Origin of the sequence: Marichromatium sp. AB31 (genome assembly GCF_003718685.1) — a bacterium.
GTDB lineage: Bacteria > Pseudomonadota > Gammaproteobacteria > Chromatiales > Chromatiaceae > Marichromatium > Marichromatium gracile.
Window position 1 is genome coordinate 1 of record NZ_RHFI01000026.1, and the last position, 25,210, is coordinate 25,210.

Here is a 25,210-nt window from a genome sequence, read left to right on the forward strand (position 1 = left end):
CGGGGCCTCGCCCGCGGGCGGGTGATGCTTGTAGTACTTGGCGAAGACCAGCCCGCAGGCCGTGCAGATGTCGGCGTGATCGGACTGCTCGGCACGACACTTGGGGCATTGCATGACGGATCAGCGGTGACGCCCCGCGAGCGCGCGCTAGAGCATCTCCTCGCGGAACTCGCGCAGCACCACGCCCCACCAGTCGAAGGTATCCTCGAGGTTGCGCGGGGTGACGCCGTAGTTGAGGTTGACGGCGAACTCCAGCACCGCATCGCCCTCGTCGTCGATATAGGCCTTGCCGAAGCGCTTGTCGCGATTCCAGCGGTTGACGTCCTCGAGGGTCAGGCCGGGCTGTTCCCAACCGGCATAGAACAGGATGTCCTTGCAGTCCTTGCCGTCATCGCAGCCATAGAAGGTCACCAGATAGATGACCCCGAACATCCGCCCACGGATACGCGGGTCGCCGACACTGTCGGTCTGCAACTCGGCGCTGCCGAAACCCTTGGCCGCCGTCAGCACCGCCTCGGGATCGGCCGCGCTCACCAGATCACGCGCCAGCGCGCCCCCACACCACAGCGCCGCCACCAGACCAGCGGTCAGCAGTCCACGAATACGCATCATTCCCCCTCCTCGCATCAGGCCAGTCGGGAGCGGACAACTAACTCTGCCCCCAACGATGAACCCCGACTCAAGGCCGGGGATGCGCCGGACATCCCGCGCACGGCTCAAGTATAAGCCGCGATCGCCACGGCGCGGCGATCAGCCCAGCGTACCGGCCAGGGCGCGAATGGCGTCGCGATTGGTCCAGGAGGCGGTGAGCCGCGCGGCGGCACCCGCCGGCACCCAGCGGTACTCGAGGTGCTCGCGCGGATTGAGCCGCACCAACCGCCGGGTCTCGAGCACCAGCGCGAACCAGTACTCGCGATTGAAGCAGACGTTGGGGGCATAGCGCTTGCGCCAGGCGCGCACGATCGGGAACAGCGCCGACTGATGCAGGTCGATCAGCCGCCCGCCGGCACGCAGCCCGGTCTCCTCGTAGACCTCGCGCGCCGCGGCCTGACGCGGGCTCTCGCCGGCATCGAGGCTGCCGGTGACCGACTGCCAGAAGGCCAGCGGACGCGCCCGACGGAGCATCAGGAACTCGCCCCCGCGGGTACAGATGACCACCAGCACCGACTGCGGGCGCTTGCGCGGCAGCCGGCTCATTGCCTCTGCCTCCGCCTCGCTCACCCTGAGCTGACGCAGGATCCCGGGATCCACACACTTGGCCATCAACATTACCTGTCTTGGTTCGGCCTCGGCGTCACGACCGGCGGCCTGAGGGAGAAATGAGCACACGCCACCTCGCGGTGGCGCGTGTTGCCGACGCCCGCGACGGGCGTGCGGGCGGGAGCGACGGGCTCAGCCGCGCTGGCGCAGACGCAGCGCCAGCTCCTTGAGCTGCGCCTCGTCGACCGCCGAGGGGGCGTCGGTGAGCAGACAGGCCGCGGTCTGGGTCTTGGGGAAGGCCATGACGTCGCGGATCGACTGCGCGCCGGTCATCAGCATCACCAGACGGTCGAGACCGAAGGCGATGCCACCGTGCGGCGGGCAGCCGAACTTGAGCGCCTGGAGGAGGAAGCCGAAGCGCTCCTCGGCCTGCTCGTCGCTGATCTTGAGCAGTTCGAAGACCTGGCGCTGCACCGCCTCGCGGTGGATACGGATCGACCCACCGCCGACCTCGGTGCCGTTGAGCACCATGTCGTAGGCACGCGACAGACAGCGGCCCGGATCACTGGAGAGGCTGTCGAGCTGCTCCTCCTTGGGCGCGGTGAAGGGATGGTGCAGGGCCACCCAGCGATCGGCGTTGGGATCGTGCTCGAACATCGGGAAATCGACCACCCACAGCGGGTGCCAGCCCTCGGCCATCAGCCCGCGATCCTCGCCGAGCTTGACGCGCAGCGCGCCGATCGACTCGTTGACCACCCGCGCCTTGTCGGCGCCGAAGAAGATCAGGTCGCCGTCCTCGGCGCCGGTGCGCGCCATGATGCCCTCGACGGTGGCATCGGGGAGGAACTTGAGGATCGGCGACTGCAGCCCCTCGCGCCCCTTGGTCGACCACTCGTTGACCTTGATGTAGGCCAACCCCTTGGCGCCGTAGATACCGACGAACTGGGTGTAGCCGTCGATCTCCTTGCGCGTGAGCGAGCCGCCGCCGGGCAGGCGCAGCGCCGCCACGCGGCCCTCGGGGTCCTGGGCGGGAGCGGCGAAGACCTTGAACTCGACCCCGTCCATCAGATCGGCGACGTCGATCAGCTCCAGCGACACGCGCAGGTCGGGACGGTCGGAGCCGTAGCGACGCATCGCCTCGGCATAGGTCATGCGCGGGAAGGGGTTGGGCAGGGTCTCGCCGTTGACCTCCTCGAAGAGGGTGCGGATCATCGACTCCATCAGCCCCATCAGCGTCTCCTCGTCGACGAAGGAGGCCTCGATGTCGAGCTGGGTGAACTCGGGCTGACGGTCGGCGCGCAGGTCCTCGTCGCGGAAGCAGCGCGCGACCTGGTAGTAGCGATCCATCCCGGACATCATCAGCAGCTGCTTGAACAGCTGCGGCGACTGCGGCAGGGCGAAGAACTCACCGGGGTGGGTGCGGCTGGGCACCAGATAGTCGCGCGCGCCCTCGGGGGTCGACTTGGTGAGGATCGGGGTCTCGATATCGAGGAAGCCGTGCTCGTCGAGGAAGCGACGCATCACCCGGGTGACCTGGCTGCGGGTACGCAGCCGCGCCTGCATCTCGGGGCGTCGCAGATCGAGATAGCGGTAGCGCAGCCGCACCTCCTCGGAGGCGTCGGCGGCATGGCTCTCGAGCTGGATCGGCGGCGTGGCCGCAGCGTTGAGGATCTCCAGCTCCAGGCCCAGCACCTCGATCTCGCCGGTGGGGAGATCGGGGTTGACGGTGCCCTCGGGACGCGGCCGCACCCGACCCTTGACGCGCAGTACGAACTCGCTGCGGACCTGCTCGGCGCGGGCGAAGATCTCGGCGCGATCGGGGTCGAACACCACCTGCACCAGACCGTCGCGGTCGCGCAGGTCGACGAAGATCACCCCGCCGTGGTCGCGGCGCCGATGCACCCAGCCGCAGAGCACGACCTCCTGGCCGTCATGGCTGCCGTTCAAGTCCCCACAGTAGTGCGTGCGCATCGTTCTATCGCCCCATTGTCCTGAAAGTCGTCGTTGATCGTTCGCGGCGCCGCGTCATCGCGCAGTCGCTCGCCTGGGGCCGAGTGCCCCGCCCCCGGACGGCGTCGGCGTCCGGGACATGAGAAACCAAAAAACCGCGCTGGGCGCGCCAGCGCGGCTTGCGGCTCGAACAGGGGGGACCGGCCTCACGGCGCATCGCCGACGGCGGGTGCCGCTTCGTATCAACCCCCCTCGCGGGGGCGAGAAGATACTGAAGCGGCGGGCGCACACGCAAGCACGACCCCCGCGAGCCGGGTCAGGCGGCCTTGTCGGACCCGCCGCTCGAGCCCTCGTGCAGGTTTTTCTTCTTGCCCTGCTTGAAGTCGGTCTCGTACCAGCCGCCGCCCTTGAGGCGGAAGCCGGCTGCCGAGATCTGCTTCTTGAGTTCGGACTTGCCGCAGGCGGGACAGTCGGTCAGCGGCGCATCGCTGATCTTCTGCATCGCCTCCATCTCGTGTCCGCACGCCTCGCAGCGATATTCATAGATCGGCATTGATCATACCTCGTCATCGGATAAACAACGGCGGTCGCGGCCCATCGACCGTGCGCCGATACCATGAGGGGTTGCGGGCCAGCATGGAATTGGCCTTCAATGACAGCCCCTCGAAACCAGGTTTGAGCCAGGACGCCATGCCCTCGACCCGTCAGCCCTCGATCCTCATCACCGGTTGCTCCAGCGGCATCGGCGCGCACTGCGCCGAGGGGCTGGCGCGCCGCGGCTGGCGAGTGATCGCCTCGGCGCGCGCCGAGACCGATGTCGAGCGCTTGGCCGCCAGCGGCCTGGAGGCGGTGCGCATCGACCTCGACGACTCGTCGAGCATCGCCGCGGGGCTCGAGCAGGCGCTCGCGCTCACCGGCGGCAGGCTCGATGCGCTGTTCAACAACGGCGCCTACGGCCAGCCCGGCGCGGTCGAGGACCTCAGTCGCGCGGCGCTGCGCGCGCAGCTCGAGACCAACCTCCTCGGCTGGCACGAGTTGACCTGCCGGGTGATCCCGGTGATGCGCCGTCAGGGAGAGGGCCGCATCGTCCAGAACAGCTCCATCCTCGGGCTCATCCCACTGCCCTTCCGCGGCGCCTATGTCGCCAGCAAGTATGCGCTCGAGGGTCTGACCGACACCCTGCGCCTGGAGCTGCGCGGCAGCGGCATCACGGTCTCGCTGATCGAACCGGGACCGATCACCAGCCGCTTCCGCGACAACGCCCATCGCGCCTTTCGCGACCACATCGACGTCGAGCACAGCGTCCATCGCGACGCCTATGTCCGCGCCGAGCAACGACTGACCAAGGCGGGCAAGGCGCAACCCTTCACCCTGCCGCCCGAGGCGGTGTTGCGCGCACTGGTCCACGCCATCGAGAGCCCGCGTCCCCGCCCGAGATATTATGTCACCTTGCCGACCCATGTGCTCGGCGGGCTGAGACGGGTCCTGTCGACCCGCGCGCTCGACTGGCTGCTGGCGCGGGTCTCGCGCGGCGGCGCCGGCTGAGCGACGCCGCGCGCGGGGTCAGATGTATTCGACCTCGAGGATCTCGAACTCGCGCACCCCGCCGGGGGCATCGACCGAGGCGACATCGCCCTCGCTCTTGCCGATCAGGCTGCGCGCGATCGGCGAGGAGACCGAGATCATCCCCAGCTTGAGGTCGGCCTCGTCCTCGCCGACGATCCGATACTTGAGCTCCTGATCCTTGTCCAGCTCGAGCACGTGCACGGTCGCGCCGAACACCACCCGCCCCGTCTTCGGCAACGTCGTGACATCGATAATCTGCGCGTTGGAGAGCTTCGACTCGATGTCCTTGATACGACCCTCGATGAAGCCCTGCTGCTCGCGCGCGGCGTGATACTCGGCGTTCTCCTTGAGATCGCCGTGCTCGCGCGCCTCGGCGATCGCCTCGATCACGCGCGGACGCTCGACCCGCTTGAGCTGGTCCAATTCTTCACGCAATTTCTCAGCGCCTCTCGCGGTCAGAGGTACCTGGGTCATGGGTGATTCCCTCGTATGGATGGACCGCGTGCCGGGGCGCGCGGTCGTTCGGGCCCGTTGCGGACCCCAAAAAGACAAAAAGAGACCACGGGCACCCCGTGCGGGGCGCCCGTTCGGCCTGGATCAATGGAGATCTTGTAACCGATTGACGGTGCAGATGTCCAGTTGCTTGAGCGCCAGACAGGTCGCCTCGGCACCGGCGATGGTGGTGGTGTAGCACACCTTGTGCTGGAGCGCGGCGCGACGGATCTCGGCGGAATCGGCGATCGCCTGGGCACCCTCGGTGGTGTTGACGATCAGGCTGACCTCCTTGTTCTTGATCATGTCGACCAGGTGCGGACGCCCCTCGGCGACCTTGTTCACCCCGACGCACTCGAGCCCCGCCTCACGCACCGCCGCAGCAGTGCCGTGGGTGGCATAGAGGCTGAAGCCGAACTCGATGAGATCGCGGGCGACGCGCAGCAGTCGCGGCTTGTCGGCATCACGCACACTCAGCAGCGCCTTGCCGCCACGCCCCGGCAACAGCGAGCCGGCGCCCTCTTGGGCCTTGGCATAGGCCTCGCCGAAGGTGTCGCCGACGCCCATCACCTCGCCGGTGGACTTCATCTCCGGGCCCAGCACGGTGTCGACACCGGGGAACTTGACGAAGGGGAACACCGCCTCCTTGACGAAGTAATGCTTGGGGCGGCTCTCGCGCTCGTAGCCCTGCTCGGTCAGCGAGCGACCGGCCATGCAGCGCGCGGCGACCTTGGCCAGCGGCACGCCGATCGACTTGGAGACGAAGGGCACGGTGCGCGAGGCGCGCGGGTTGACCTCGAGGATGTAGATCTCCTCGCCCTTGACCGCGAACTGGGCGTTCATCAGGCCGACGACGTTGAGCGCGCGCGCCATCTTCGCCATCTGCTCGCGCATCCGGTCCTGGATCGAGGCCGGCAGGGTGTAGGGCGGCAGCGAGCAGGCCGAATCGCCCGAGTGCACGCCGGCCTGCTCGATGTGCTCCATGATGCCGCCGATGAGCACGTCCTGGCCGTCGCTGATGGCGTCGACGTCGACCTCGATGGCGTCATCGAGGAAGCGATCGAGCAGCACCGGCGACTCGTTGGAGACGCGCACCGCCTCGCGCATGTAGCGCTCGAGATCGGCCTCCTCGTAGACGATCTCCATCGCCCGACCGCCGAGCACGTAGGACGGACGCACCACCAGCGGGTAGCCGATGTCGGCAGCGAGCGCCACCGCCTCGGCCTCGCTGCGCGCGGTCGCGTTCGGCGGCTGCAGCAGACCCAGATCCTGGATCATGTGCTGGAAGCGCTCGCGGTCCTCGGCCAGGTCGATGCTGTCCGGGGTGGTGCCGATGATCGGCACCCCGGCGGCCTCGAGCGCGCGGGCGAGCTTGAGCGGGGTCTGGCCGCCGTACTGCACGATCACGCCGCGCGGGCGCTCGCACTCGACCACCTCGAGTACGTCCTCCAGGGTGAGCGGCTCGAAGTAGAGCCGGTCGGAGGTGTCGTAGTCGGTCGAGACCGTCTCCGGGTTGCAGTTGACCATGATGGTCTCGTAGCCGTCCTCGCGCATGGCGAAGGCGGCGTGGACGCAGCAGTAGTCGAACTCGATGCCCTGGCCGATCCGGTTGGGGCCGCCGCCGAGGACCATGATCTTCTCGCGATCGCTCGGTTCGGCCTCGCACTCCTCCTCGTAGGTGGAGTAGAGATAGGCGGTGGTGGCGGCGAACTCGGCCGCGCAGGTGTCGACGCGCTTGAACACCGGGCGCACGCCGAGGGCGTGACGGCGGGCGCGGATGGCGTCCTCGGTGGTCTCGAGCAGCCGTGCGATGCGACGATCGGAGAAGCCCTGACGCTTGAGCTGACGCAGCCGCTCGGCATCGAGCCCGTCGATCCCGGCGGCGACCAGCGCGCGCTCGCTGGCGATCAGGTCCTCGATCTCGGCGAGGAACCAGGGCTCGATCTTGCTCAGCTCGTGGATGTCCTCGAGCGAGAGCCCCATGCGGAAGGCATCGGCGACGTAGAACAGCCGATCGATACCGGCCTGGCGCAGCTCCTGGCGCAGCTTGGCCATGGCCTCGGGGTCGGCGGGATCGACGATCTCCTCGAGTCCGTACTTGTCGATCTCGAGCCCGCGCAGCGCCTTCTGCAGCGATTCCTGGAAGGTGCGACCGATCGCCATCACCTCGCCGACCGACTTCATCTGGGTGGTCAGACGGGCATCGGCCTGGGCGAACTTCTCGAAGGCGAAGCGCGGGATCTTGGTGACCACGTAGTCGATGGTCGGCTCGAACGAGGCCGGGGTGGCGCCGCCGGTGATGTCGTTGCGCAGCTCATCGAGGGTATAACCGACGGCGAGCTTGGCCGCGACCTTGGCGATCGGGAAGCCGGTGGCCTTGGAGGCCAGCGCCGAGGAGCGCGAGACGCGCGGATTCATCTCGATGACGATCATCCGCCCGTTCTCGGGGTTGATCGCGAACTGGACGTTGGAGCCACCGGTGTCGACACCGATCTCGCGCAGCACCGCCAGCGAGGCGTCGCGCATGATCTGGTATTCCTTGTCGGTGAGCGTCTGCGCCGGGGCGACGGTGATCGAGTCGCCGGTGTGCACGCCCATCGGATCGAGGTTCTCGATCGAGCAGATGATGATGCAGTTGTCCGCGCGGTCGCGGACCACCTCCATCTCGTACTCCTTCCAGCCGAGCACCGATTCCTCGATCAGCAGCTCGCGGGTCGGCGAGAGATCCAGCCCGCGGCGACAGATCTCCTCGAACTCCTCCTGGTTATAGGCGATGCCGCCACCGCTGCCGCCCATGGTGAAGGACGGACGGATGATCGCCGGGAAGCCGATCGAGGCCTGGACCTGATTGGCCTCCTCGAGGCTGTGGGCGATCGCCGAGCGCGGCATGTCGAGGCCGATCTTGCGCATCGCCTGACGGAACAGATCGCGGTCCTCGGCCTTGTCGATGGCCTCGCGCGAGGCGCCGATCAGCTCGACGCCGTACTCCTCGAGCACGCCCTCGCGCACCAGATCGAGCGCGCAGTTGAGCGCGGTCTGGCCACCCATGGTCGGCAACAGCGCATCCGGGCGCTCACGCTCGATGATCGCCGCCACCGCGCGCCAGGTGACCGGCTCGATATAGGTGGCGTCGGCCATCTCGGGGTCGGTCATGATGGTGGCCGGGTTCGAGTTCACCAGAATGACCCGATACCCCTCCTCCCGCAGCGCCTTGCAGGCCTGGGCGCCGGAGTAGTCGAACTCGCAGGCCTGGCCGATGACGATGGGGCCAGAGCCAATGATCAGGATGCTGTGGATGTCAGTACGCTTTGGCATTCTGTTAGTTTCTTGAGATCCGAGAATGGATGTACGTGAACGCAAATGCTGGAAGACGAATGCCGTTGGCGACGGACCGCGAGGGGTCCGCGCCCGCACCGCTCCGCAACACCCGGTCGACCCCGGACTCCGCCGTCGCTGGCGGATCCGTCGAGCCCGCGCGCGCGTCCATGTGAGGGAACGCGCGCGACGCCGCCCGTCTAGCCGCGCGCGCGCATGGACTCGATGAACTGATCGAACAGCGGCGCCACGTCACAGGGGCCGGGACTGGCCTCGGGGTGCCCCTGGAAGCTGAAGGCCGGGCAGTCGCAGCGACGAATACCCTGCAGCGAGCCGTCGAACAGCGAGCGATGCGTCGGCTGCAGCGTCTCGGGGAGGGTCTCCTCGTCGACGGCGAAGCCGTGGTTCTGGCTGCTGATCATCACCGCGCCGGTGGCGAGATCCTGCACCGGGTGGTTGGCGCCGTGGTGGCCGAACTTCATCTTCAGCGTGCGAGCGCCGGAGGCGAGCGCGAGCAACTGGTGGCCAAGACAGATGCCGAACAGCGGCACCTGGTGCTCGAGCAGCTCGCGGATCGCGGCGATGGCGTAATCGCAGGGCTCGGGGTCGCCGGGACCGTTGGAGAGGAACACCCCGTCGGGGTTCATCGCCAGCACCTCGGCGGCGGGGGTGCGGGCCGGGACCACGGTGACGCTGCAGCCGCGCGAGGCCAGCATGCGCAGGATGTTGCGCTTGACGCCGAAGTCGTAGGCGACGACCTTGAACGGCAGCGCCTCGTCGGCGGGGTCGAGCGGCGCGGGCAGCCCGCCCTCGAGCGCCCACTCGCCCTGGGTCCAGGCATAGGGCTCGGCGGTGGTGGCCTGCTGGGCGAGGTCCATGCCCTTGAGCCCGGGGAAGTCACGGGCGGCGGCGAGCGCCGCGGCCTCGTCGATGGCGTCGCCGGCCTGTAGACAGCCGTTCTGCGCGCCCTTCTCGCGCAGGATGCGGGTCAGGCGACGGGTGTCGATGTCGGCGATGCCGACCACGCCCTGACGACGCAGATAGTCGTCGAGACGCTCGCGCTGGCGGAAATTGCTGGCGCGCTGGGGCAAGTGGCGGATGATCAGGCCGGCGGCCTGGATGCCGGCGGACTCCTCGTCCTCCGGGTTGGCGCCCACGTTGCCGATGTGGGGGTATGTCAGGGTCACGAGCTGGCGCAGATAGGAGGGATCGGTGAGGATCTCCTGATAGCCGGTCATGGCGGTGTTGAACACCACCTCACCGACGCTCGAGCCATCGGCGCCAATCGATGTTCCGCGGAAGACCGAACCGTCTTCCAGAACCAGAACTGCGGGTTTTCTCAAGGGTATCTCCGAATCCGGGCGAGGATGCGCAACGACCGCGACGGGACGTCGGGTGACGGCGTTGGACACACAGGGTAGGTCAATGGCAGCGCCCTGACCGGCCTGAATTCTAAAGAACCGCCGGCGCACTGTCCACGCGCGCCGGTCGGTACGGGCGGCGAAATGCCAACCCGATCATCCGCTTCAGCCCCCTCCGGCGTGCAGTTGGTGGCGCGCCCAGGCGATGATCCCCGCCGCATCCATGGCACCGGCCTGACGGGCCCGCTCGACCCCGCCGCGAAACAGCGCCAGGGTCGGGATGCTGCGGATACCGAGCCGCGCGGCCAGCCCCTGGGCCCGTTCGGTGTCGACCTTGACCAGGCGCAGCTCGGGCTCGAGGGTGCGCGCGGCAGCGGCGAAGGCCGGCGCCATCATCTGGCAGGGACCGCACCAGGGCGCCCAGAAATCGACCAGCAGCGGCAGATCGCTGCGCCCCAGGTGATGGGCGAAGCGCGCCTCGTCGAGCGCCACCGGCTCGCCACCGAACAGCGGCGCGTGACAGCGCCCGCAACGTCCGCCCGCGCCGAGGCGCGCCGGTGCCAGCCGGTTGACCGCGTCGCAGGCGGGGCAGACCACATGGATTGGATCGGACATCTCCTTACTCTCTCCCTCTCGATGGATGCGGGCGTGACGGGAGCGCCCGCACGCCGCGTATCCTGGTCGTTGTCGACGATCGCGACCATCCCGACCACGGCCCCAGCCGTATCGCGACCGTCTTGAATCGTCATCGACCGGTAGCTATCGTCACCGGCCTCGCCAATATCCACACCATCAGGAGTCATCACCCATGACAGATTCACCCCATGTCGTGACCGTTACCGCCGAGAACTTCCAGTCGGTCGTCATCGAGGGCTCCTACGAGCGCCCGGTGCTGGTCGACTTCTGGGCCGACTGGTGCGCCCCCTGTCGCATGCTGATGCCGCTGCTCACCGGGCTGGCCGAGCGCTACGCCGGGCGCTTCCTGCTCACCAAGGTCAATACCGAGGAGGAGCAGGCGCTGGCCGCGCAGTTCGGCGTGCGCAGCCTGCCCACGGTACGGCTCTACAAGGACGGCCAGCCGGTCGACGAGTTCATGGGTGCGCTGCCCGAGGGAGAGATCCGCGAGTTCCTCGATCGTCACATCCCCCGCGCCTCGAGCGGGCTGCTCGAGCAGGCCCGCGCCAGCATCGCCGAGGGCGCACTCGAGCAGGCCGCCGCACAGCTCGAACAGGCCCGCGCCGAGGACCCGGAGAACAACCGCATCGCCCTGCTCGAGGTCGAGCTGCGCGCCGCGCGCGGCGAGGTCGTTGAGGCCGAGGCGGCGATCGATCGACTGCCGATCGAGCTGGCCAACGACCCCGAGGTCAATGCCCTGCGTGGCCGGCTGCGCTTCGCCGCCGCGCTCGTCGACGCCGCTGACGAGGCGACGCTGCGCGCCCGACTCGAGGCCGATGCCACCGACAGCGAGGCCCGCTATCAGCTCGCCGCCCGCGCGGTGAGCCAGGGCGATCACGCCACCGCGCTGGAGCTGCTGCTCGAGCTGATGAAACGCGATCGCGGCTACGGCGAGGACGCCGGGCGCAAGGGCATGCTCGCGGTGTTCGACCTGCTCGGCGGCGACGGCGACCTGGTCGCGCGCTACCGCGCCAAGATGATGAACGCGCTCTACTGAGCGCCCTCCCCCCCGGCGGCGTGCCCGATCTCGCAGGCCTCGCGAAACACCCCGAGCGCGCCCCAGGGGTGCCCCGACCAGCGCAGCCGACCCGGCGCCCCGGTCTCCTCCGGGTGACAGCCGCAGACCCCGGCGACCGCGACCAGCCGATCGGTCCCGGCAACGAACAGCAACGGCACCAGCGGGCGCAGCCAGGGCGCCACCCCGGCCTCCTGGAAGACCTTCTTGAGCGCTCGCAGCGGCCCACCCGGGCGCTGCCGACACCGCCCACCGGCGCCGGCGAACCGCACCTCCAGCGCCAGCTCGACTCCAGCCAGCCGTAACTCGCCCAGTCCCTGCGGCAGCACCAGCTCGCGCCCCGACACCCAGCGCAGGGCCGCATCCGGCGGCCTCGGCAGCGGTTGCAGCGCATAGAGATCGTCGCGATAGCGGCGCACCTCGCAGCCGGTCCAGGCCACCTGCGGCGCGGCATCGGCACGCGCCGTCAACAGCTCGCCGACGACCCGTTCGAGCCGCGCCCGTCCCGGCACCGCGAACCCCTGACGACGCAGCCACAGCCGCGCCACCGCCCGCCGCACCGAGGGCTCCAGCCCGCACAGGCCGGCCACCGAGAGGGTGCCGGGCACGGCGCCGGCGACGGCGGCGAGATCGCGCCCGGCCTGGCGATCGATCAGCGTCGCCGCCTCGGCACAGTGCGCCGCGCTGCGCGCGATGGTGGACGCCGCCGCCGGCCAGCGGCCGCGCAGCAGCGGCAGCACCTGGTGGCGCAGCAGGTTGCGATCGTGGTGGAGGGCGTCGTTGCTCGGATCCTCGATCCAGTCGAGCCGATGACGTCGGGCGTAATCGAGCAGCTGCGCGCGCGACACCCCGAGCAACGGACGCACCAAGCGCCCCCGTCCGAGCGGCGCGCACCCCGGCATCGCCGCCAGCCCGTGCACCCCACTCCCTCGCAGCAACGCGAGCAGCAGGGTCTCGGCCTGGTCGTCGAGATGATGGGCGGTCAGCAGCAGCTCGTCGTCGTCGAGCAGCGCGGCGAAGGCGCGATAGCGCGCCTCGCGGGCATGGGCCTCGAGGCTCTCGCCAGAGGGCGGCGAGAGCGCCAGGGCGCGGGCGACGAAACGCACCCCGAGCACGCGACAGCGTTCACGACAGTGCCGGCGCCAGTCCCGCGCCACTGGCTGCAACCCGTGATCGATGTGGATGGCACCGAGCGGGCGCGCCAGTGGCGCCCGGGTCAGCGCATGCAGCAGCACGGTGGAGTCGAGTCCACCGCTGTAGGCGATCCAGCAACGGCCCCGACCACCGAGCGCGACCAGATCGGCGGCGAGGCGCTCGGGGTCGAGCGCGTCCACCTCACTCCTTGAAGCGACCGTAGCCCATCAGGCGCTGATGGCGCTTGGCCACCAGGGTGTCGAGGTCGACCGCGGCGAGCTCGTCGAGCCGCTTCACCAGCACCGCCTTGAGCGCGGCGGCGTTGGCATCGGGGTCGCGGTGCGCGCCGCCCGAGGGCTCCTTGATGATCTCGTCGATCAGCCCCTGCTCGAGCAGCTTGTCGGAGGTGATCGCCATCGCCTCGGCGGCGAGCTGGGCCTTGTCGGCGCTCTTCCACAGGATCGAGGCGCAGCCCTCGGGCGAGATCACCGAGTAGGTGCTGAACTGCAGCATCCCCAGCCAGTCGCCGACGCCGATCGCCAGCGCCCCGCCCGAGCCGCCCTCGCCGATCACGGTGCTGAGGATCGGGGTACGCAGCCGCGACATCTCGCGCAGGTTGCGCGCGATCGCCTCGCTCTGACCGCGCTCCTCGGCACCGACGCCGGGATAGGCGCCGGGGGTGTCGATGAAGGTCAGCACCGGCAGCGAGAAGCGCTCGGCCATCTCCATCAGGCGCAGCGCCTTGCGGTAGCCCTCGGGGCGCGGCATGCCGAAGTTGCGTTGGATCTTCTCCTTGGTGTCGCGTCCCTTCTGGTGACCGATCACCATCACCGGTCGACCGTCGAGCCGCGCCAGCCCCCCGACGATGGCCAAATCGTCGGCGAAGGCGCGATCGCCGTGCAGCTCGTGGAACTCGTCGAAGATCCGGCGCACGTAATCGAGCAGGTAGGGACGCTGCGGATGACGCGAGAGCTGCGAGATCTGCCACGGCGTCAGCGAGGAGAAGATCGACTCGGTGAGCGCCACACACTTGGTCTGGAGACGCTCGATCTCCTCCTGGATATTGAGTTCGTTGTCGTGGCCGACCAGGCGAAGTTCTTCGATCTTCGCCTCGAGCTCTGCGATGGGTTGTTCGAAATCGAGGAAATTGAGATCCATAGCCCCACTACATCGTCTTGAGAGTTACGCGTGGATCGCCCACGGATGACTCCGCATACGGCGCCCCGTCATCAGGCAGCGGTCGAGCACCGGGCGCCATCGCAACGACGCCCCGGTCGGGCATCGCGAGACCGACCTCGTCGCCCCCGCCCACCCGGCTCGACCCCGGCACGGGCGCATGCCCGCGGCCACACAGCAACCTGCCAATCTAGCGCAGCGACCGCAGTGAGTACAGCATCGCGCACCAGGCTCTGCACGACCGCATCGGACATACGAGCACAGGGCCGCGCGACGTCTCGAAGGCGATTTCGCGCACTTAACCGACATGGCCTCAGGATTTCGACCAAGATCCGCGATCAGGCAGTTAAATGCCGCCAAATTCGAACAACACCAGGCCTTTACAGCAAACCCGCGGAAAAACCCGCCCCAACCGCCGAGAATCATCCACCCTGGCGGGGAAAAGCCGTAAAAGCGCGGCGTCGGACGAAGCGGTTCCGGGGCCAATGATCAGTCACCCGCCACCGCCCTCAGTCGCCAGTGGCGGTGCCTTCAGGGGCATCGCGAGAGACCAACGCCTGCACCCCGATAGCGACCGACGACCGACGACCGACGACCGACGACTGACGACCGACGACTGACGGCTGACGGCTGACGGCTGACGGCTGGCAACTGGCGGCTGATGGCTGATGGCTGATGGCTGGTAGCTGGTAGCTGATGGCTGGTGCAGCTGGCGACTGATAACCCCTACTCGAACAGCCGCGCCAGCGCCTGCTGCCAGCCGCCGAGTTCATCACCGAGGCCCAGCCACAACGCCCGGATGCCGGAGACGGTCTGATCGAAGGCCGGCCAGTCTCCCGGGTCCGGCGCGATCCAGGCCAGCCAGACGGCCAGCGCGAGCAGGGTCAGGCTGCTCAACGGGTCGTTCAGGCTCAGCGGCTTGAGCGCGGTGCCGAAGGAGCGCTTGATCCGGCTGTTGAGCAGGTCGACGCTGAACAGCTCGTCGAGCAGGAGATGGGTGAGATAGCCGATCGCCACCATCAGCCCGGCGACCCAGGCCGCCCGTGCCGGCTGCTCCAACAGCCAGTGGGCGGCGTTGACCGTCGCCAGCGACCACACCGCCGCCGCCAGCCAGGAATGCCAGATCCCGCGGTGCACGGTGAAGCGGGTGAACAGCTCGAAGAAACCGTAGCGTACACAGAGGAACACCCCGACCCACACCAGCGCCAGCTCGAACAACAACAGCTGACCGACCAGGGGCAGGGTCATGGCGAAGGCCAGCCCGGCCCCGAGCACGGTGAAGAAGGCACGCACCGGACGCGAGGTGTCGGAGTCGACATCGGGCAACAGACTGGCGCCGACCCCGAGCGCGAACAGCGGCAGCGTCTGCCCCTGCTCGACCAGCCCGGCGGCGTGCAGACCGAGCACGCTGGCGCCGCTGACGAAGATGCCGACATTGATATGGGTGTGGAAGTTGGCCATGCGAAAACGAAGCACTGCGCAGAGCGGCGCCAGCGGCGCCCACGGATCCGGGGCACTCTAACCGCGCCAGCCGCCAGCCGCCAGGGAAAGCACCCGGCCGCCAGCACCCAGCCTCCAGTGCGCTTGTCTCAAGCGACAGCGCTCAGCAAGCACGTCCACTGGAGGCTGGTGGCTGATAGCTGGCACCTGGCGCCTGGAAGCTGGCGACGAACCCCGCCGTGGCGGATAATCCGCGCCTCGTCCGCCGTCGCTTCGCAGAGGTTTCGTCCATGACCGCATCCCCACTGACCATCGCGCTCGTCCAGCAGGCCGATCAGGGCGGCCTCGAGGCCAATCTCAACGCCTGCGCCACGGCCTGTCGCGCGGCTGCCGACGAGGGCGCGCAGCTGGTGCTGCTCCAGGAGCTGCACAACGGGCCCTATTTCTGTCAGCAGGAAGACCCGGCGCTGTTCGATCTCGCCGAGCCCATCCCCGGCCCCAGCACCGATGCCCTCGGCGCGCTCGCCGCCGAACTCGGGGTGGTGATCGTCGGCTCGCTGTTCGAGCGCCGCGCCCCCGGGCTCTATCACAACACCGCCGTGGTGCTCGACAGCGACGGTCGGCTCGCCGGGCGCTATCGCAAGATGCACATCCCCGACGACCCGGGCTACTACGAGAAGTTCTACTTCACCCCCGGCGACCTCGGTTTCACCCCGATCGACACCAGTGTCGGTCGGCTCGGGGTGCTGGTGTGCTGGGATCAGTGGTACCCGGAGGCGGCGCGGCTGATGGCGCTCGCCGGGGCCGAGCTGCTGCTCTACCCCACCGCCATCGGCTGGGACCCGCGCGACGAGCCCGCGGAGCAGACACGCCAGCTCGATGCCTGGATGACGGTGCAGCGTGGTCACGCGGTGGCCAACGGCCTGCCGGTGGCCGCCTGCAACCGCATCGGCTTCGAGCCCGATCCGGCGGCGGGTGGCGCCGGGGCGCGCTTCTGGGGCAACTCCTTCGTCTGCGGCCCGCAGGGCGAGCTGCTCGCGCGCGCCGGGGCCGATCGCGCCGAGACCCTGATCGTCACCATCGATCGCGCCCGCAGCGAGACCGTGCGCCGCATCTGGCCCTTCCTGCGCGACCGGCGGATCGACGCCTACGACGCGCTCGAGCGCCGCTACCGCGACTGACCGCACGCGGTTGAGATCATCGTCCTCCGCCCTCAGGGATGGCTGTGCGGTCGCCATGCGACCGCGAGCAGGATGCGCCCGGGCGGCGTGGCCGCCCCGCAGTCATCGCGCCAGCGGAGGACAGCCCATGCCCACTGACACCAGCCCCAGCACCGAGAATCGCGAGTTGATGCGCTCGATCATCCAGCGCGTCGCCACCGGCCCCGATCTCTCCAAGGACATCTCCCTGGCCGAGGCCCGGCAGGCGATGCGCAGCATCCTCGACGCCACCGCCGACCCGGTACAGGCGGCCATCTTCCTCATCGCGCTGCGGATGAAGCGCGAGACCGACGACGAGCTGCGCGGCATCCTCGAGGCCATCCAGGAGGCCACCGGGCATGCCGTCGCCGAGGTCGACGAGGTGGTCGACATCGCCGATCCCTACGACGGCTACAACCGCTCGCTGCCGGTCTCCCCCTTCCTGATGCCGCTGCTGGCCGAGTGCGGTGTGGCGACGATCAGCCACGGCGCGAACGCCGTCGGACCCAAGTTCGGCGTCACCCACAGACATGTGCTCGAGGCCGCCGGGGTCGCGGTCGATCTCAGCCCGGTCGAGGTCGCCGCCCGGCTCTCCGACCCCGACCTCGGCTGGGGCTACGTCGACCAGCGCGCCTATTGCGCGGCGCTGCACAACCTGCTCGGGCTGCGCGAGACCATCGTCAAGCGTCAGGCGCTGACCACCGTCGAGGTGCTGGCGCGGCCGGTGCACGGACGCCGCCACACCCACCTGATGACCGGCTATGTGCACAAGCCCTACCCGCGCATCTATGCCCTGCTCGCGCGCCATGCCGGATTCGAGTCGGCACTGCTGGTGCGCGGCGTCGAGGGCGGCGTCATCCCCTCGCTGCGCCAGCGCGGACTGTGCTTCAACTATCAGCGCATGGGCGAGGAGCAGTCCTTCGAGGTCGACCCGACCAGCCTGGGCATCGAACAGGCGCTGCGCGCCCCGCCGCTGCCCGAGAGCCTGCCGCAGACGACCCGCGCCGGCGACGACATCGCCATCGCCGTCGATCTGCCGGCCACCGCGACGGCGGCGGCACGCGCCGGCCTGGCCGCGCTCGAGGGCGGGCACGGCCCCGCCTATGACGCCCTGGTGCTGGGCGCGGCGCTGGTGCTCTGGCATCTGGGGCGAGTGCCCAGCCTGGAGGCGGGCGCGATCCGTGCCCGCGCGGTGCTCGACAGCGGCCGCGCCGCACGGCGGGTGTGCTGATGGCCGGGCCGCGCGTGGTGGCGCGCAGCGACGAGGTCCCCGAGGGGGGCTTCATCCGGGTCCGGGTGGCGGGGATCGACTGCATCCTCGCACGGGTCGAGGGCCGGCTCTATGCCGTCGAGGACAACTGTAGTCACGAGGACTATCCGCTCTCCTACGGCTGTCTCGACGGCGCGCGCATCAAGTGCTCGCTGCACGGCAGCCGTTTCTGTCTGCGCACCGGCCAACCGCTCGAAGAACCCGCCGACACCCCGATCCGCACCTTCCACGTCGAGGTCATCGACGATCAGGTGCTGATCGACCCGACGCGAACGGGCGAGTGAGGCCGCCAGCCGCCAGCCGCCAGCCGCCAGCCGCCAGCCGCCAGCCGCCAGCCGCCAGCCGCCAGCCGCCAGCCGCCAGGATTGAACCGCAAAGCCGCGAAGGGCGCGAAGAAAGCGATCCGCCTTCAGCAAACAGCCTCCAGTGTCGGTTTGCAGTCAACCTTGAAGATACCGTCTTGCCCGTCAGTCGCCGATCATGCACACCAACCTCCCCGACTGGAGGCTGGAGGCTGATCGCTGGAAGCTGATTCGAACCGCAAAGCCGCGAAGGGCGCGAAGAAACCGACCAGCCTTCAGCAAACAGCCTCCAGTGTCGGTTTGCAGTCAACCTTGACGGTACGAGACAAGCCCGTCCTCTCTCGCTGGCGGCTGTCAGCTGGTCGCTGACAACTTGAACCTCTTCGCGCCCTTTGCGGGTTGCCCGTCAACCGCCGACCATGCAACACCAGCCTCCCCGACTGGAGGCTGGAGGCTGGAGGCTGGAGGCTGATCGCTGGAAGCTGGTTCGAACCGCCAAGCCGCGAAGGCCGCGAAGGGCGCGAAGAAACCGACCAGCCTTCAGCAAACAGCCTCCAGTGTCGGTTTGCAGTCAACCTTGAAGGTACGAGACAAGTCTGCCCTCTCGCTGGCGGCTGCAGCTGGCCGCTGGTAACTTGAACCTCTTCGCGCCCTTTGCGGCTTTGCGGTTCAATCCCCTGGTAGCTGGTCGCTGGTCGCTGGTCGCTGGAAGCCGCCCGCTGACCCGGCGCGCGTCACTCCGCCCGGGGCGGGGTCAGTGCCGGTTCGCGGCGGTCGGCGCCGATCTCGACGTCGTCGTCGATGCGGAAACGCGGCCCGTCGGTGACGTCGGTCGGGCCGACCTCGCCGAGCACCGGTTCGGCGCGGCGACCACCGAGGGTCGGCACCATCACCTTGGGCTGCGACTCGACGGGCTCGTGGACCTCGGCTCGGGCACGCGGCGCGCCGCGGCTGGTCACGCCGAGCACCGCGCGCAGCCGTGGCGCGAGGTCGCCCGGGGCATAGTGCTCGCGCTCGAGGAAGCGCAGCAGCGGCAGACCGGCGGCGGCACACATGGCATCGAGCTGGTCGCGCGGCGGCTCGCGCCGACGCAGCCAGCCCACCGGCGAGAGCGCCAGGGCGCAGCAGGGCTTGCTGGTCGCGGCATCGCAGACCAGGAAGTCGAGGACACGCTCACCGATCCGCAACTCGGCGCGCTCGCGCCAACGCTTCGGGGTGCGTCGCGCCACCGCCAGCACCTCGGCCACCGGCACCCGCGCATAGAGTCGGTAGCGATCGTCGAGACACTGCTCCAGAGCGTGCGCGAACTCACGCTGGGTGGACGTGAGCAGCGGCCCGGCGATCACGTAGGGGCGCCGGTTACGCGGCGACAGCGCGCGCCACAGGCTGATCGCGAGGGCGAGCAGCACCAGCGCGGTGAGTCCGAGCAGCAGATAGAAATGAGCCATGCTCCCTCCGGTCTGGGACGTGATCAGCCGCGCGGCAGGCCGGGCTCGGCCTGGGGCGGCAGCTTCACCCCGTGCTGATTGAACCAGGCGCGATCGAGCGCCCACACCACCGAGTCGACGTCGGACTGCGACAGCAGCAGCTGGAGCACATACATCTCGGTGTATTGCAGCTGCTCGCGCGCGACGCGCAGCGACTGCGCCCGGGCGGAGGCCTCACCGCGTCCCAGCGTCGGATCGATCCAGCCGAGATAGCGTGATTCCTCGACCGTCGAGGCGCGCGGACTGCTCACCGTGGCCACCCCGTTGAGGAAGGTCAGGACGCGGAAATCGTAGGGGTACTCGGCGACCGCCTGATCCTGCGCGAGCAGCTCGTTGAGCTGCCAGAGCCGCGGCTTGAGTCCGTGCGGGGCCCAGGAGAGGGTCAGCATCAACAGCGCCAGGGCGATGGCCGAGAGGATGATTGCGTTACGAATGAAACCAAGCATGGGGAAGCAACTCCACGAGATCCAGGTCCGACCGGATGGTCGCTGGCGGAGATTCTACCCCAAGGCGACCGGGGCCCGTTGTTGCCGGACCCCGATCGAGTGGCCGATGAGCAGACGCCCAGCGGCCTTGCGCGCACCGATCAGTTGATACGCGGGTCGAGCTCGCCGCTGTCGTAGCGGGCGGTCATCTGCTCCAGCGAGAGCGCGGTGATCTTGCTGGCGTTGCCGGCGGTGCCGAAGGCCTCGTAGCGGGTCCGGCAGATCTCCTTCATCGCCTTGGTGGCCGCGATGTAGTACTTGCGCGGATCGAAGTTGGCGCGATTCTCGGCGAGGTGTTTGCGGATGGCACCGGTCGAGGCCATACGCAGGTCGGTGTCGATGTTGACCTTGCGCACCCCGTGCTTGATGCCCTCGACGATCTCCTCGACCGGCACGCCATAGGTCTCGCCCATGTCGCCGCCGAACTCGTTGATGATCGCCAGCCACTCCTGCGGCACCGAGGAGGAGCCGTGCATCACCAGATGGGTGTTGGGGATGCGCTGGTGGATCTCCTTGATGCGGCTGATGGCGAGGATGTCGCCGGTCGGCGGCCGGGTGAACTTGTAGGCGCCGTGGGAGGTGCCGATGGCGATCGCCAGGGCGTCGACCTTGGTCTTGGCGACGAAGTCGGCGGCCTCCTCGGGGTCGGTCAGCAGCTGGCTGTGGTCGAGCGTGCCCTCGGCGCCGATGCCGTCCTCCTCGCCCGCGGTGCCGGTCTCGAGCGAACCCAGACAACCCAGCTCACCCTCGACCGAGACGCCGCAGGCGTGGGCGATCTCGACCACCCGCCGGGAGACGTCGACGTTGTAGTCGTAGCTGGTCGGGGTCTTGCCGTCCTCGCCCAGCGAGCCGTCCATCATCACCGAGGAGAAGCCGAGCTGGATGGAGCGCTGGCAGACCGCCGGCGAGGTGCCGTGGTCCTGGTGCATGCACACCGGGATGTGCGGCCACTCCTCGATGGCGGCGAGGATCAGGTGACGCAGGAAGGGCGCACCGGCGTACTTGCGCGCCCCGGCCGAGGCCTGGACGATCACCGGCGAGTCGGTCTCGTCGGCCGCCTCCATGATGGCGCGCATCTGTTCGAGGTTGTTGACGTTGAAGGCGGGCACGCCATAGCCGTACTCGGCGGCGTGGTCCAGCAGCTGGCGCATGGATATCAGTGCCATGATGTTCTCCTCGTGTCAGTGACGGGGTGGAATCGATGTTCAGGATACGCCCGTGGGTCAATCTTCGCTCGCAGTTCGATGCTCTCCGACCCTCATGATCTTCATGATGTTGGTCTGGCCCTCGACCCCGCTGCGATCACCCTTGGTGATGATCACCAGGTCGCCGTCGCGCACGGTGCCGTGGCGCAACAGCTCCTCGATCACCGCGCAGTTGACCTCGTGGATGTCGGTGCTGGCGACGTCGAAGGCGACCGGGTAGACACCGCGGAACAGACACACCTTGCGCCGGGTCGAGTCGAAGCGGGTCATGGCGTGGATGGGGATGCCGGAGCTGATGCGCGACATCCACTTCACCGTCGAGCCGGTCTCGGTGAGCGCGGCGATCGCCTTCACCCCGAGATGGTTGGCGGTGTACATCGCCGCCATGGCGATGGCCTCGTCGACACGCCCGAACACCGAGTCGAGGCGGTGTCCGGAGCGAGTGGCGCTCTTCTCCGCCTCGCGGCAGATGCGGTCGAGCGCCTCGACCACCTTCACCGGATTGCTGCCGATCGAGCTCTCGGCCGAGAGCATCACCGCGTCGGTGCCGTCGAGCACCGCGTTGGCGACGTCGAAGACCTCGGCGCGGGTCGGGATCGGGTTCTCGATCATCGACTGCATCATCTGGGTGGCGGTGATCACCACGCTGTTGAGCTCGCGGGCGCGGCTGATGAGGTGCTTCTGCACCGCCGGCAGCTCGGCATCGCCGATCTCCACCCCGAGATCGCCGCGCGCGACCATGATGGCGTCGGCGGCGTTGATGATGGCGTCGATGCCGTCGAGCGCCTCGGCACGCTCGATCTTGGCCACCACCCCGCCGCGACCGCCGGCGGCCTGGAAGTGGGCGCGCGCCTGGCGCACGTCCTCGGCGCTGCGCACGAAGGAGACGGCCAGGTAGTCGGCGTCGAGCTCGGCGGCGAAGCGGATGTCGGCCAGATCCTTGTCGGTCAGCGCCGGGGCCGAGAGCCCCCCGCCCTTGCGGTTGATCCCCTTGTTGTCGGAGAGCTTGCCGCCGACCACCACCCGGCAGGCCATCCGCCCGGCCTCGACCGACTCGACCCACAGCTCGATGGCGCCGTCGTCGAGCAGCAGGGTGTCGCCGGCGCGCACGTCCTCGGCGAGCGCCGGATAGGTGGTACCGACCCGGGTCGCGTCACCGCCATCGAGCGGGCAGTCGGCATCGATGGCGAAGGGCGCGCCGCGCTCGAGCACGATCGGCCCGTCGGCGAAGCGCCCGATACGGATCTTCGGCCCCTGCAGGTCGAACAGCACCGCGACGTCGACGTCGGCCGCGCGGGCGCGCTCGCGCAGCCGCTCGACACGTTCGCGATGGCGTGCATGGCTGTCGTGGGAGAGGTTGAGGCGGGCCAGATCGAGACCCGCGCGGATGAGCCCGTCCATGACCTCGGGCGCGTCGGTTGCCGGCCCCAGGGTTGCAACGATCTTGGTACGTCTGGGCATGGTGTCACTGCCTCCCGCGTGCAAATGGGGCCGCGCCGGATGGCGCGGCCGGGATCGACCCGTCGTGGTCGATCAGTCCTTGGCCCGGGCCTCGAGCATGGCCACCGCGGGCAGGGTCTTGCCCTCCAGATACTCGAGGAAGGCGCCACCGGCGGTGGAGATGTAGGAGACACGGTCCTCGATGCCGTACTTCTGGATCGCGGCGATGGTGTCGCCACCGCCGGCGAGGCTGAAACCGGGGGCGGCGGCGATCGCCTCGGCGACCACCCGGGTGCCCTCGCCGAACTGGTCGAACTCGAACACCCCGACCGGGCCGTTCCAGACGATGGTGCCGGCCCCCTGGATGACCTCGGCCAGGGCGCGCGCCGAGTCCGGGCCGATGTCGAAGATCATGTCGTCCTCGGTGACCTCGGCGGCGGCCTTGGTCACCGCCGGCTCCTGCTCGTCGAAGCGCTTGCCGCAGACCACGTCGGTGGCGATCGGGATGCCGGCGCCGCGCGCGGTCATGGTCTCCATCAGCGCCTTGGCGGTGGGCACCAGATCGGCCTCGTGCAGCGACTGGCCGACCGGCAGCCCGGCGGCGGCGAGGAAGGTGTTGGCGATACCGCCGCCGACCACCAGCTGATCGACCTTCTCGGCGAGCGACTCGAGCACGGTGAGCTTGGTCGAGACCTTGGAGCCGCCGACGATGGCGACCATCGGGCGCGCCGGCTCGGCCAGCGCCTGACGCAACGCCTCGAGCTCGGCGCTGAGCAGCAGCCCGGCGCAGGCCTGGGGGGCGAAGTGACCGACCCCGTGGGTCGAGGCCTGGGCGCGGTGGGCGGTGCCGAAGGCGTCCATCACGAAGACATCGCACAGCGCCGCGTAGCGGCGCGCCAACGCCTCGTCGTCCTTCTTCTCGCCGGCGTTGAAGCGCACGTTCTCGAGCAGCACCAGCTCGCCCTCGGCGACCTCCGGCGGGGTGTCGAGATAGTCGCGCACCAGCCGCACCTCGCGCCCGAGCTTGGCGCCGAGGTCGGCGGCAACCGGGGCGAGCGAGTTCTCGGCCGAGAACTCGCCCTCCTGGGGACGGCCCAGGTGCGACATCACCAGCACCCGCGCGCCGGCGCGCAGACAGTGCTCGTAGGTCGCCAGCGAGGCGCGGATGCGCGCATCCGAGCTGACCCGGCCGTCCTTGACCGGGACGTTGAGGTCGGAGCGGATCAGCACCCGCTTGCCGGCGAGATCGAGGTCGGTGAGCTTGATGAAGGACATGACAAACCCTCTGGATGGATGGGGAAAGAGATCAGGCGCAAGCCCGGGCTTGCCTGATCGCCCTCGGCGGGGCCGCCGACCGGGACGGTCGGCGACGCGGCGGCGACCGCCAGACGGCGGTCGCCGGGACGACGGCGCCTCGCGGCGCCGCGCGCGGCCTCAGTTGTTGGCCACGTACTCGACCAACCGCAGCATGTTGCAGGTATAGCCGAACTCGTTGTCGTACCAGGAGACGACCTTGATGAAGGTCGGATCGAGCGCGATGCCGGCGGTGGCGTCGAAGATCGAGGGGGCGTTGAAGCCGCGGAAGTCGGTCGAGACCACCTTGTCCTCGGTGTAGGCGAGCACGCCTGCCATCTCACCCTCGGAGGCCTTGCGCATCGCCGCGCAGATGGCGTCGTAGTCGGCCGGCGCCTCGAGCTCGACGGTGAGGTCGACCACCGAGACGTCCGAGGTCGGCACGCGGAAGGACATGCCGGTGAGCTTGCCGTTGAGCGCCGGCAGCACCTTGCCGACGGCCTTGGCCGCGCCGGTCGAGGACGGGATGATGTTCTCGAGGATACCGCGACCACCGCGCCAGTCCTTCATCGACGGACCGTCGACGGTCTTCTGGCTGGCGGTGGCGGCATGCACCGTGGTCATCAGGCCACGCTTCACGCCCCAGTTGTCGTTGAGCACCTTGGCCACCGGCGCCAGACAGTTGGTGGTACAGGAGGCGGCCGAGACGATCGTCTGACCGGCGTACTCCTGATGGTTGACGCCGAACACGAACATCGGCGTGGCGTCCTTCGAGGGCGCGCTCTGCACCACCTTGCGGGCGCCGGCGTCGAGGTGCTTCTGGCAGGCCTCGGCGGTGAGGAAGAAGCCGGTGCTCTCGATCACCAGCTCGACTCCAGCCTCGTTCCACTTGAGGTTGGCCGGATCGCGCTCGGCGGTGAGACGGATGCGCTTGCCGTCGACGATCATGGTCGAGCCGTCGACCGCGACCTCGCCGGGGAAGCGGCCGTGCACCGAGTCGTACTTGAGCATGTAGGCCAGGTACTCGGGGTCGAGCAGGTCGTTGATCGCCACCACCTCGATGTCCGGGAAGTGCTTGGAGATCGCCCGGAAGGTCATCCGGCCGATACGACCGAACCCGTTGATACCGACTTTGATTGTCATGCGTTCAAGCTCCTTAACTTGTTGAGCGAAATATGTCGAACCGCGCGGGCGAGCGCGACGCC

At 68.9% G+C, this 25,210-nt stretch carries 22 protein-coding genes; 5 read left to right on the forward strand and 17 right to left on the reverse strand.

Annotated elements, in window-relative coordinates:
- Positions 1-147: 147 nt before the first annotated feature.
- The 4 genes from EBL84_RS14420 to EBL84_RS14435 all read right to left on the reverse strand — a co-directional run bounded on the left by EBL84_RS14420 (position 148) and on the right by EBL84_RS14435 (position 3,703).
- Positions 148-609, reverse strand: coding sequence for a YbjN domain-containing protein (locus EBL84_RS14420; RefSeq protein ID WP_062272637.1), 462 nt, complete (start codon positions 607-609; stop codon positions 148-150).
- A 141-nt stretch (positions 610-750) separates the two neighbouring features.
- Positions 751-1,197 carry a dihydroneopterin triphosphate diphosphatase gene (gene nudB, locus EBL84_RS14425; RefSeq protein ID WP_123141486.1) on the reverse strand — a complete coding sequence of 149 codons (447 nt, stop codon included), beginning with the start codon at positions 1,195-1,197 and terminating at the stop codon, positions 751-753.
- Between the two features lie 195 nt (positions 1,198-1,392).
- Positions 1,393-3,171, reverse strand: coding sequence for an aspartate--tRNA ligase (aspS, locus tag EBL84_RS14430; RefSeq protein WP_123141451.1), 1,779 nt, complete (start codon positions 3,169-3,171; stop codon positions 1,393-1,395).
- 295 nt (positions 3,172-3,466) lie between these two features.
- Positions 3,467-3,703, reverse strand: a complete 237-nt coding sequence (locus tag EBL84_RS14435; RefSeq protein WP_123141452.1) for an FmdB family zinc ribbon protein — start codon at positions 3,701-3,703, stop codon at positions 3,467-3,469.
- 137 nt (positions 3,704-3,840) lie between these two features.
- Here EBL84_RS14435 and EBL84_RS14440 point away from each other — a divergent pair, with 137 nt between their 5' ends.
- Entirely contained in the window at positions 3,841-4,695 is an 855-nt protein-coding gene (locus EBL84_RS14440) for an SDR family oxidoreductase (RefSeq protein WP_123141453.1), read from the forward strand.
- 18 nt (positions 4,696-4,713) lie between these two features.
- On the opposite strand, the gene greA is transcribed toward EBL84_RS14440, so the two are convergent.
- From greA to trxC, 4 genes are all read right to left on the reverse strand, one after another.
- Positions 4,714-5,190: a transcription elongation factor GreA gene (gene greA / locus EBL84_RS14445; RefSeq protein ID WP_062272541.1), complete on the reverse strand. Its 477-nt coding sequence runs from the start codon at positions 5,188-5,190 to the stop codon at positions 4,714-4,716.
- 123 nt (positions 5,191-5,313) lie between these two features.
- Positions 5,314-8,523, reverse strand: a complete 3,210-nt coding sequence (carB, locus tag EBL84_RS14450) for a carbamoyl-phosphate synthase large subunit (protein WP_123141455.1) — start codon at positions 8,521-8,523, stop codon at positions 5,314-5,316.
- A 200-nt stretch (positions 8,524-8,723) separates the two neighbouring features.
- Positions 8,724-9,866 (reverse strand): glutamine-hydrolyzing carbamoyl-phosphate synthase small subunit, encoded by a 1,143-nt coding sequence (carA, locus tag EBL84_RS14455; protein WP_005221406.1) that lies wholly within the window; start codon positions 9,864-9,866, stop codon positions 8,724-8,726.
- Between the two features lie 183 nt (positions 9,867-10,049).
- Positions 10,050-10,499 carry a thioredoxin TrxC gene (gene trxC, locus EBL84_RS14460; RefSeq protein WP_123141456.1) on the reverse strand — a complete coding sequence of 150 codons (450 nt, stop codon included), beginning with the start codon at positions 10,497-10,499 and terminating at the stop codon, positions 10,050-10,052.
- A 193-nt stretch (positions 10,500-10,692) separates the two neighbouring features.
- Between trxC and trxA the strand changes: the two genes are divergently transcribed.
- Positions 10,693-11,556, forward strand: coding sequence for a thioredoxin (gene trxA / locus EBL84_RS14465; RefSeq protein ID WP_123141457.1), 864 nt, complete (start codon positions 10,693-10,695; stop codon positions 11,554-11,556).
- Here the strand turns inward: trxA and tilS are convergent.
- The 3 genes from tilS to EBL84_RS14485 form a co-directional block, all read right to left on the reverse strand.
- Entirely contained in the window at positions 11,550-12,908 is a 1,359-nt protein-coding gene (tilS, locus tag EBL84_RS14470) for a tRNA lysidine(34) synthetase TilS (protein WP_123141458.1), read from the reverse strand. The genes trxA and tilS overlap by 7 nt on opposite strands.
- A 1-nt stretch (position 12,909) precedes the next feature.
- Positions 12,910-13,866, reverse strand: a complete 957-nt coding sequence (locus EBL84_RS14475; protein WP_123141459.1) for an acetyl-CoA carboxylase carboxyltransferase subunit alpha — start codon at positions 13,864-13,866, stop codon at positions 12,910-12,912.
- 744 nt (positions 13,867-14,610) lie between these two features.
- Entirely contained in the window at positions 14,611-15,345 is a 735-nt protein-coding gene (locus EBL84_RS14485; protein WP_123141461.1) for a metal-dependent hydrolase, read from the reverse strand.
- 269 nt (positions 15,346-15,614) lie between these two features.
- Between EBL84_RS14485 and EBL84_RS14490 the strand changes: the two genes are divergently transcribed.
- The 3 genes from EBL84_RS14490 to EBL84_RS14500 all read left to right on the forward strand — a co-directional run bounded on the left by EBL84_RS14490 (position 15,615) and on the right by EBL84_RS14500 (position 18,077).
- Positions 15,615-16,505, forward strand: a complete 891-nt coding sequence (locus EBL84_RS14490; RefSeq protein WP_123141462.1) for a carbon-nitrogen hydrolase — start codon at positions 15,615-15,617, stop codon at positions 16,503-16,505.
- A 127-nt stretch (positions 16,506-16,632) separates the two neighbouring features.
- Positions 16,633-17,754: an anthranilate phosphoribosyltransferase gene (locus tag EBL84_RS14495; protein WP_123141464.1), complete on the forward strand. Its 1,122-nt coding sequence runs from the start codon at positions 16,633-16,635 to the stop codon at positions 17,752-17,754.
- On the forward strand, positions 17,754-18,077 hold the full coding sequence (locus EBL84_RS14500) for a non-heme iron oxygenase ferredoxin subunit (RefSeq protein ID WP_123141465.1): 324 nt from the start codon (positions 17,754-17,756) through the stop codon (positions 18,075-18,077). The genes EBL84_RS14495 and EBL84_RS14500 overlap by 1 nt, the downstream gene beginning before the upstream one ends.
- A gap of 752 nt (positions 18,078-18,829) precedes the next feature.
- Here EBL84_RS14500 and EBL84_RS14505 read toward each other — a convergent pair.
- The 6 genes from EBL84_RS14505 to gap form a co-directional block, all read right to left on the reverse strand.
- Positions 18,830-19,543, reverse strand: coding sequence for a DUF2726 domain-containing protein (locus EBL84_RS14505; RefSeq protein ID WP_123141466.1), 714 nt, complete (start codon positions 19,541-19,543; stop codon positions 18,830-18,832).
- 23 nt (positions 19,544-19,566) lie between these two features.
- Positions 19,567-20,028 carry a hypothetical protein gene (locus EBL84_RS14510; RefSeq protein WP_123141468.1) on the reverse strand — a complete coding sequence of 154 codons (462 nt, stop codon included), beginning with the start codon at positions 20,026-20,028 and terminating at the stop codon, positions 19,567-19,569.
- 140 nt (positions 20,029-20,168) lie between these two features.
- On the reverse strand, positions 20,169-21,233 hold the full coding sequence (fba, locus tag EBL84_RS14515; RefSeq protein WP_123141469.1) for a class II fructose-bisphosphate aldolase: 1,065 nt from the start codon (positions 21,231-21,233) through the stop codon (positions 20,169-20,171).
- A 57-nt stretch (positions 21,234-21,290) separates the two neighbouring features.
- Complete coding sequence (pyk, locus tag EBL84_RS14520) at positions 21,291-22,733, reverse strand: pyruvate kinase (RefSeq protein WP_123141470.1); 1,443 nt, start codon at positions 22,731-22,733, stop codon at positions 21,291-21,293.
- Between the two features lie 72 nt (positions 22,734-22,805).
- The gene (locus EBL84_RS14525) at positions 22,806-23,987 is read right to left on the reverse strand and encodes a phosphoglycerate kinase (protein ID WP_123141472.1); all 1,182 of its coding nucleotides are present in this window, start codon (positions 23,985-23,987) and stop codon (positions 22,806-22,808) included.
- A gap of 159 nt (positions 23,988-24,146) precedes the next feature.
- Positions 24,147-25,148, reverse strand: a complete 1,002-nt coding sequence (gene gap, locus EBL84_RS14530) for a type I glyceraldehyde-3-phosphate dehydrogenase (RefSeq protein ID WP_123141473.1) — start codon at positions 25,146-25,148, stop codon at positions 24,147-24,149.
- Positions 25,149-25,210 lie beyond the last annotated feature (62 nt).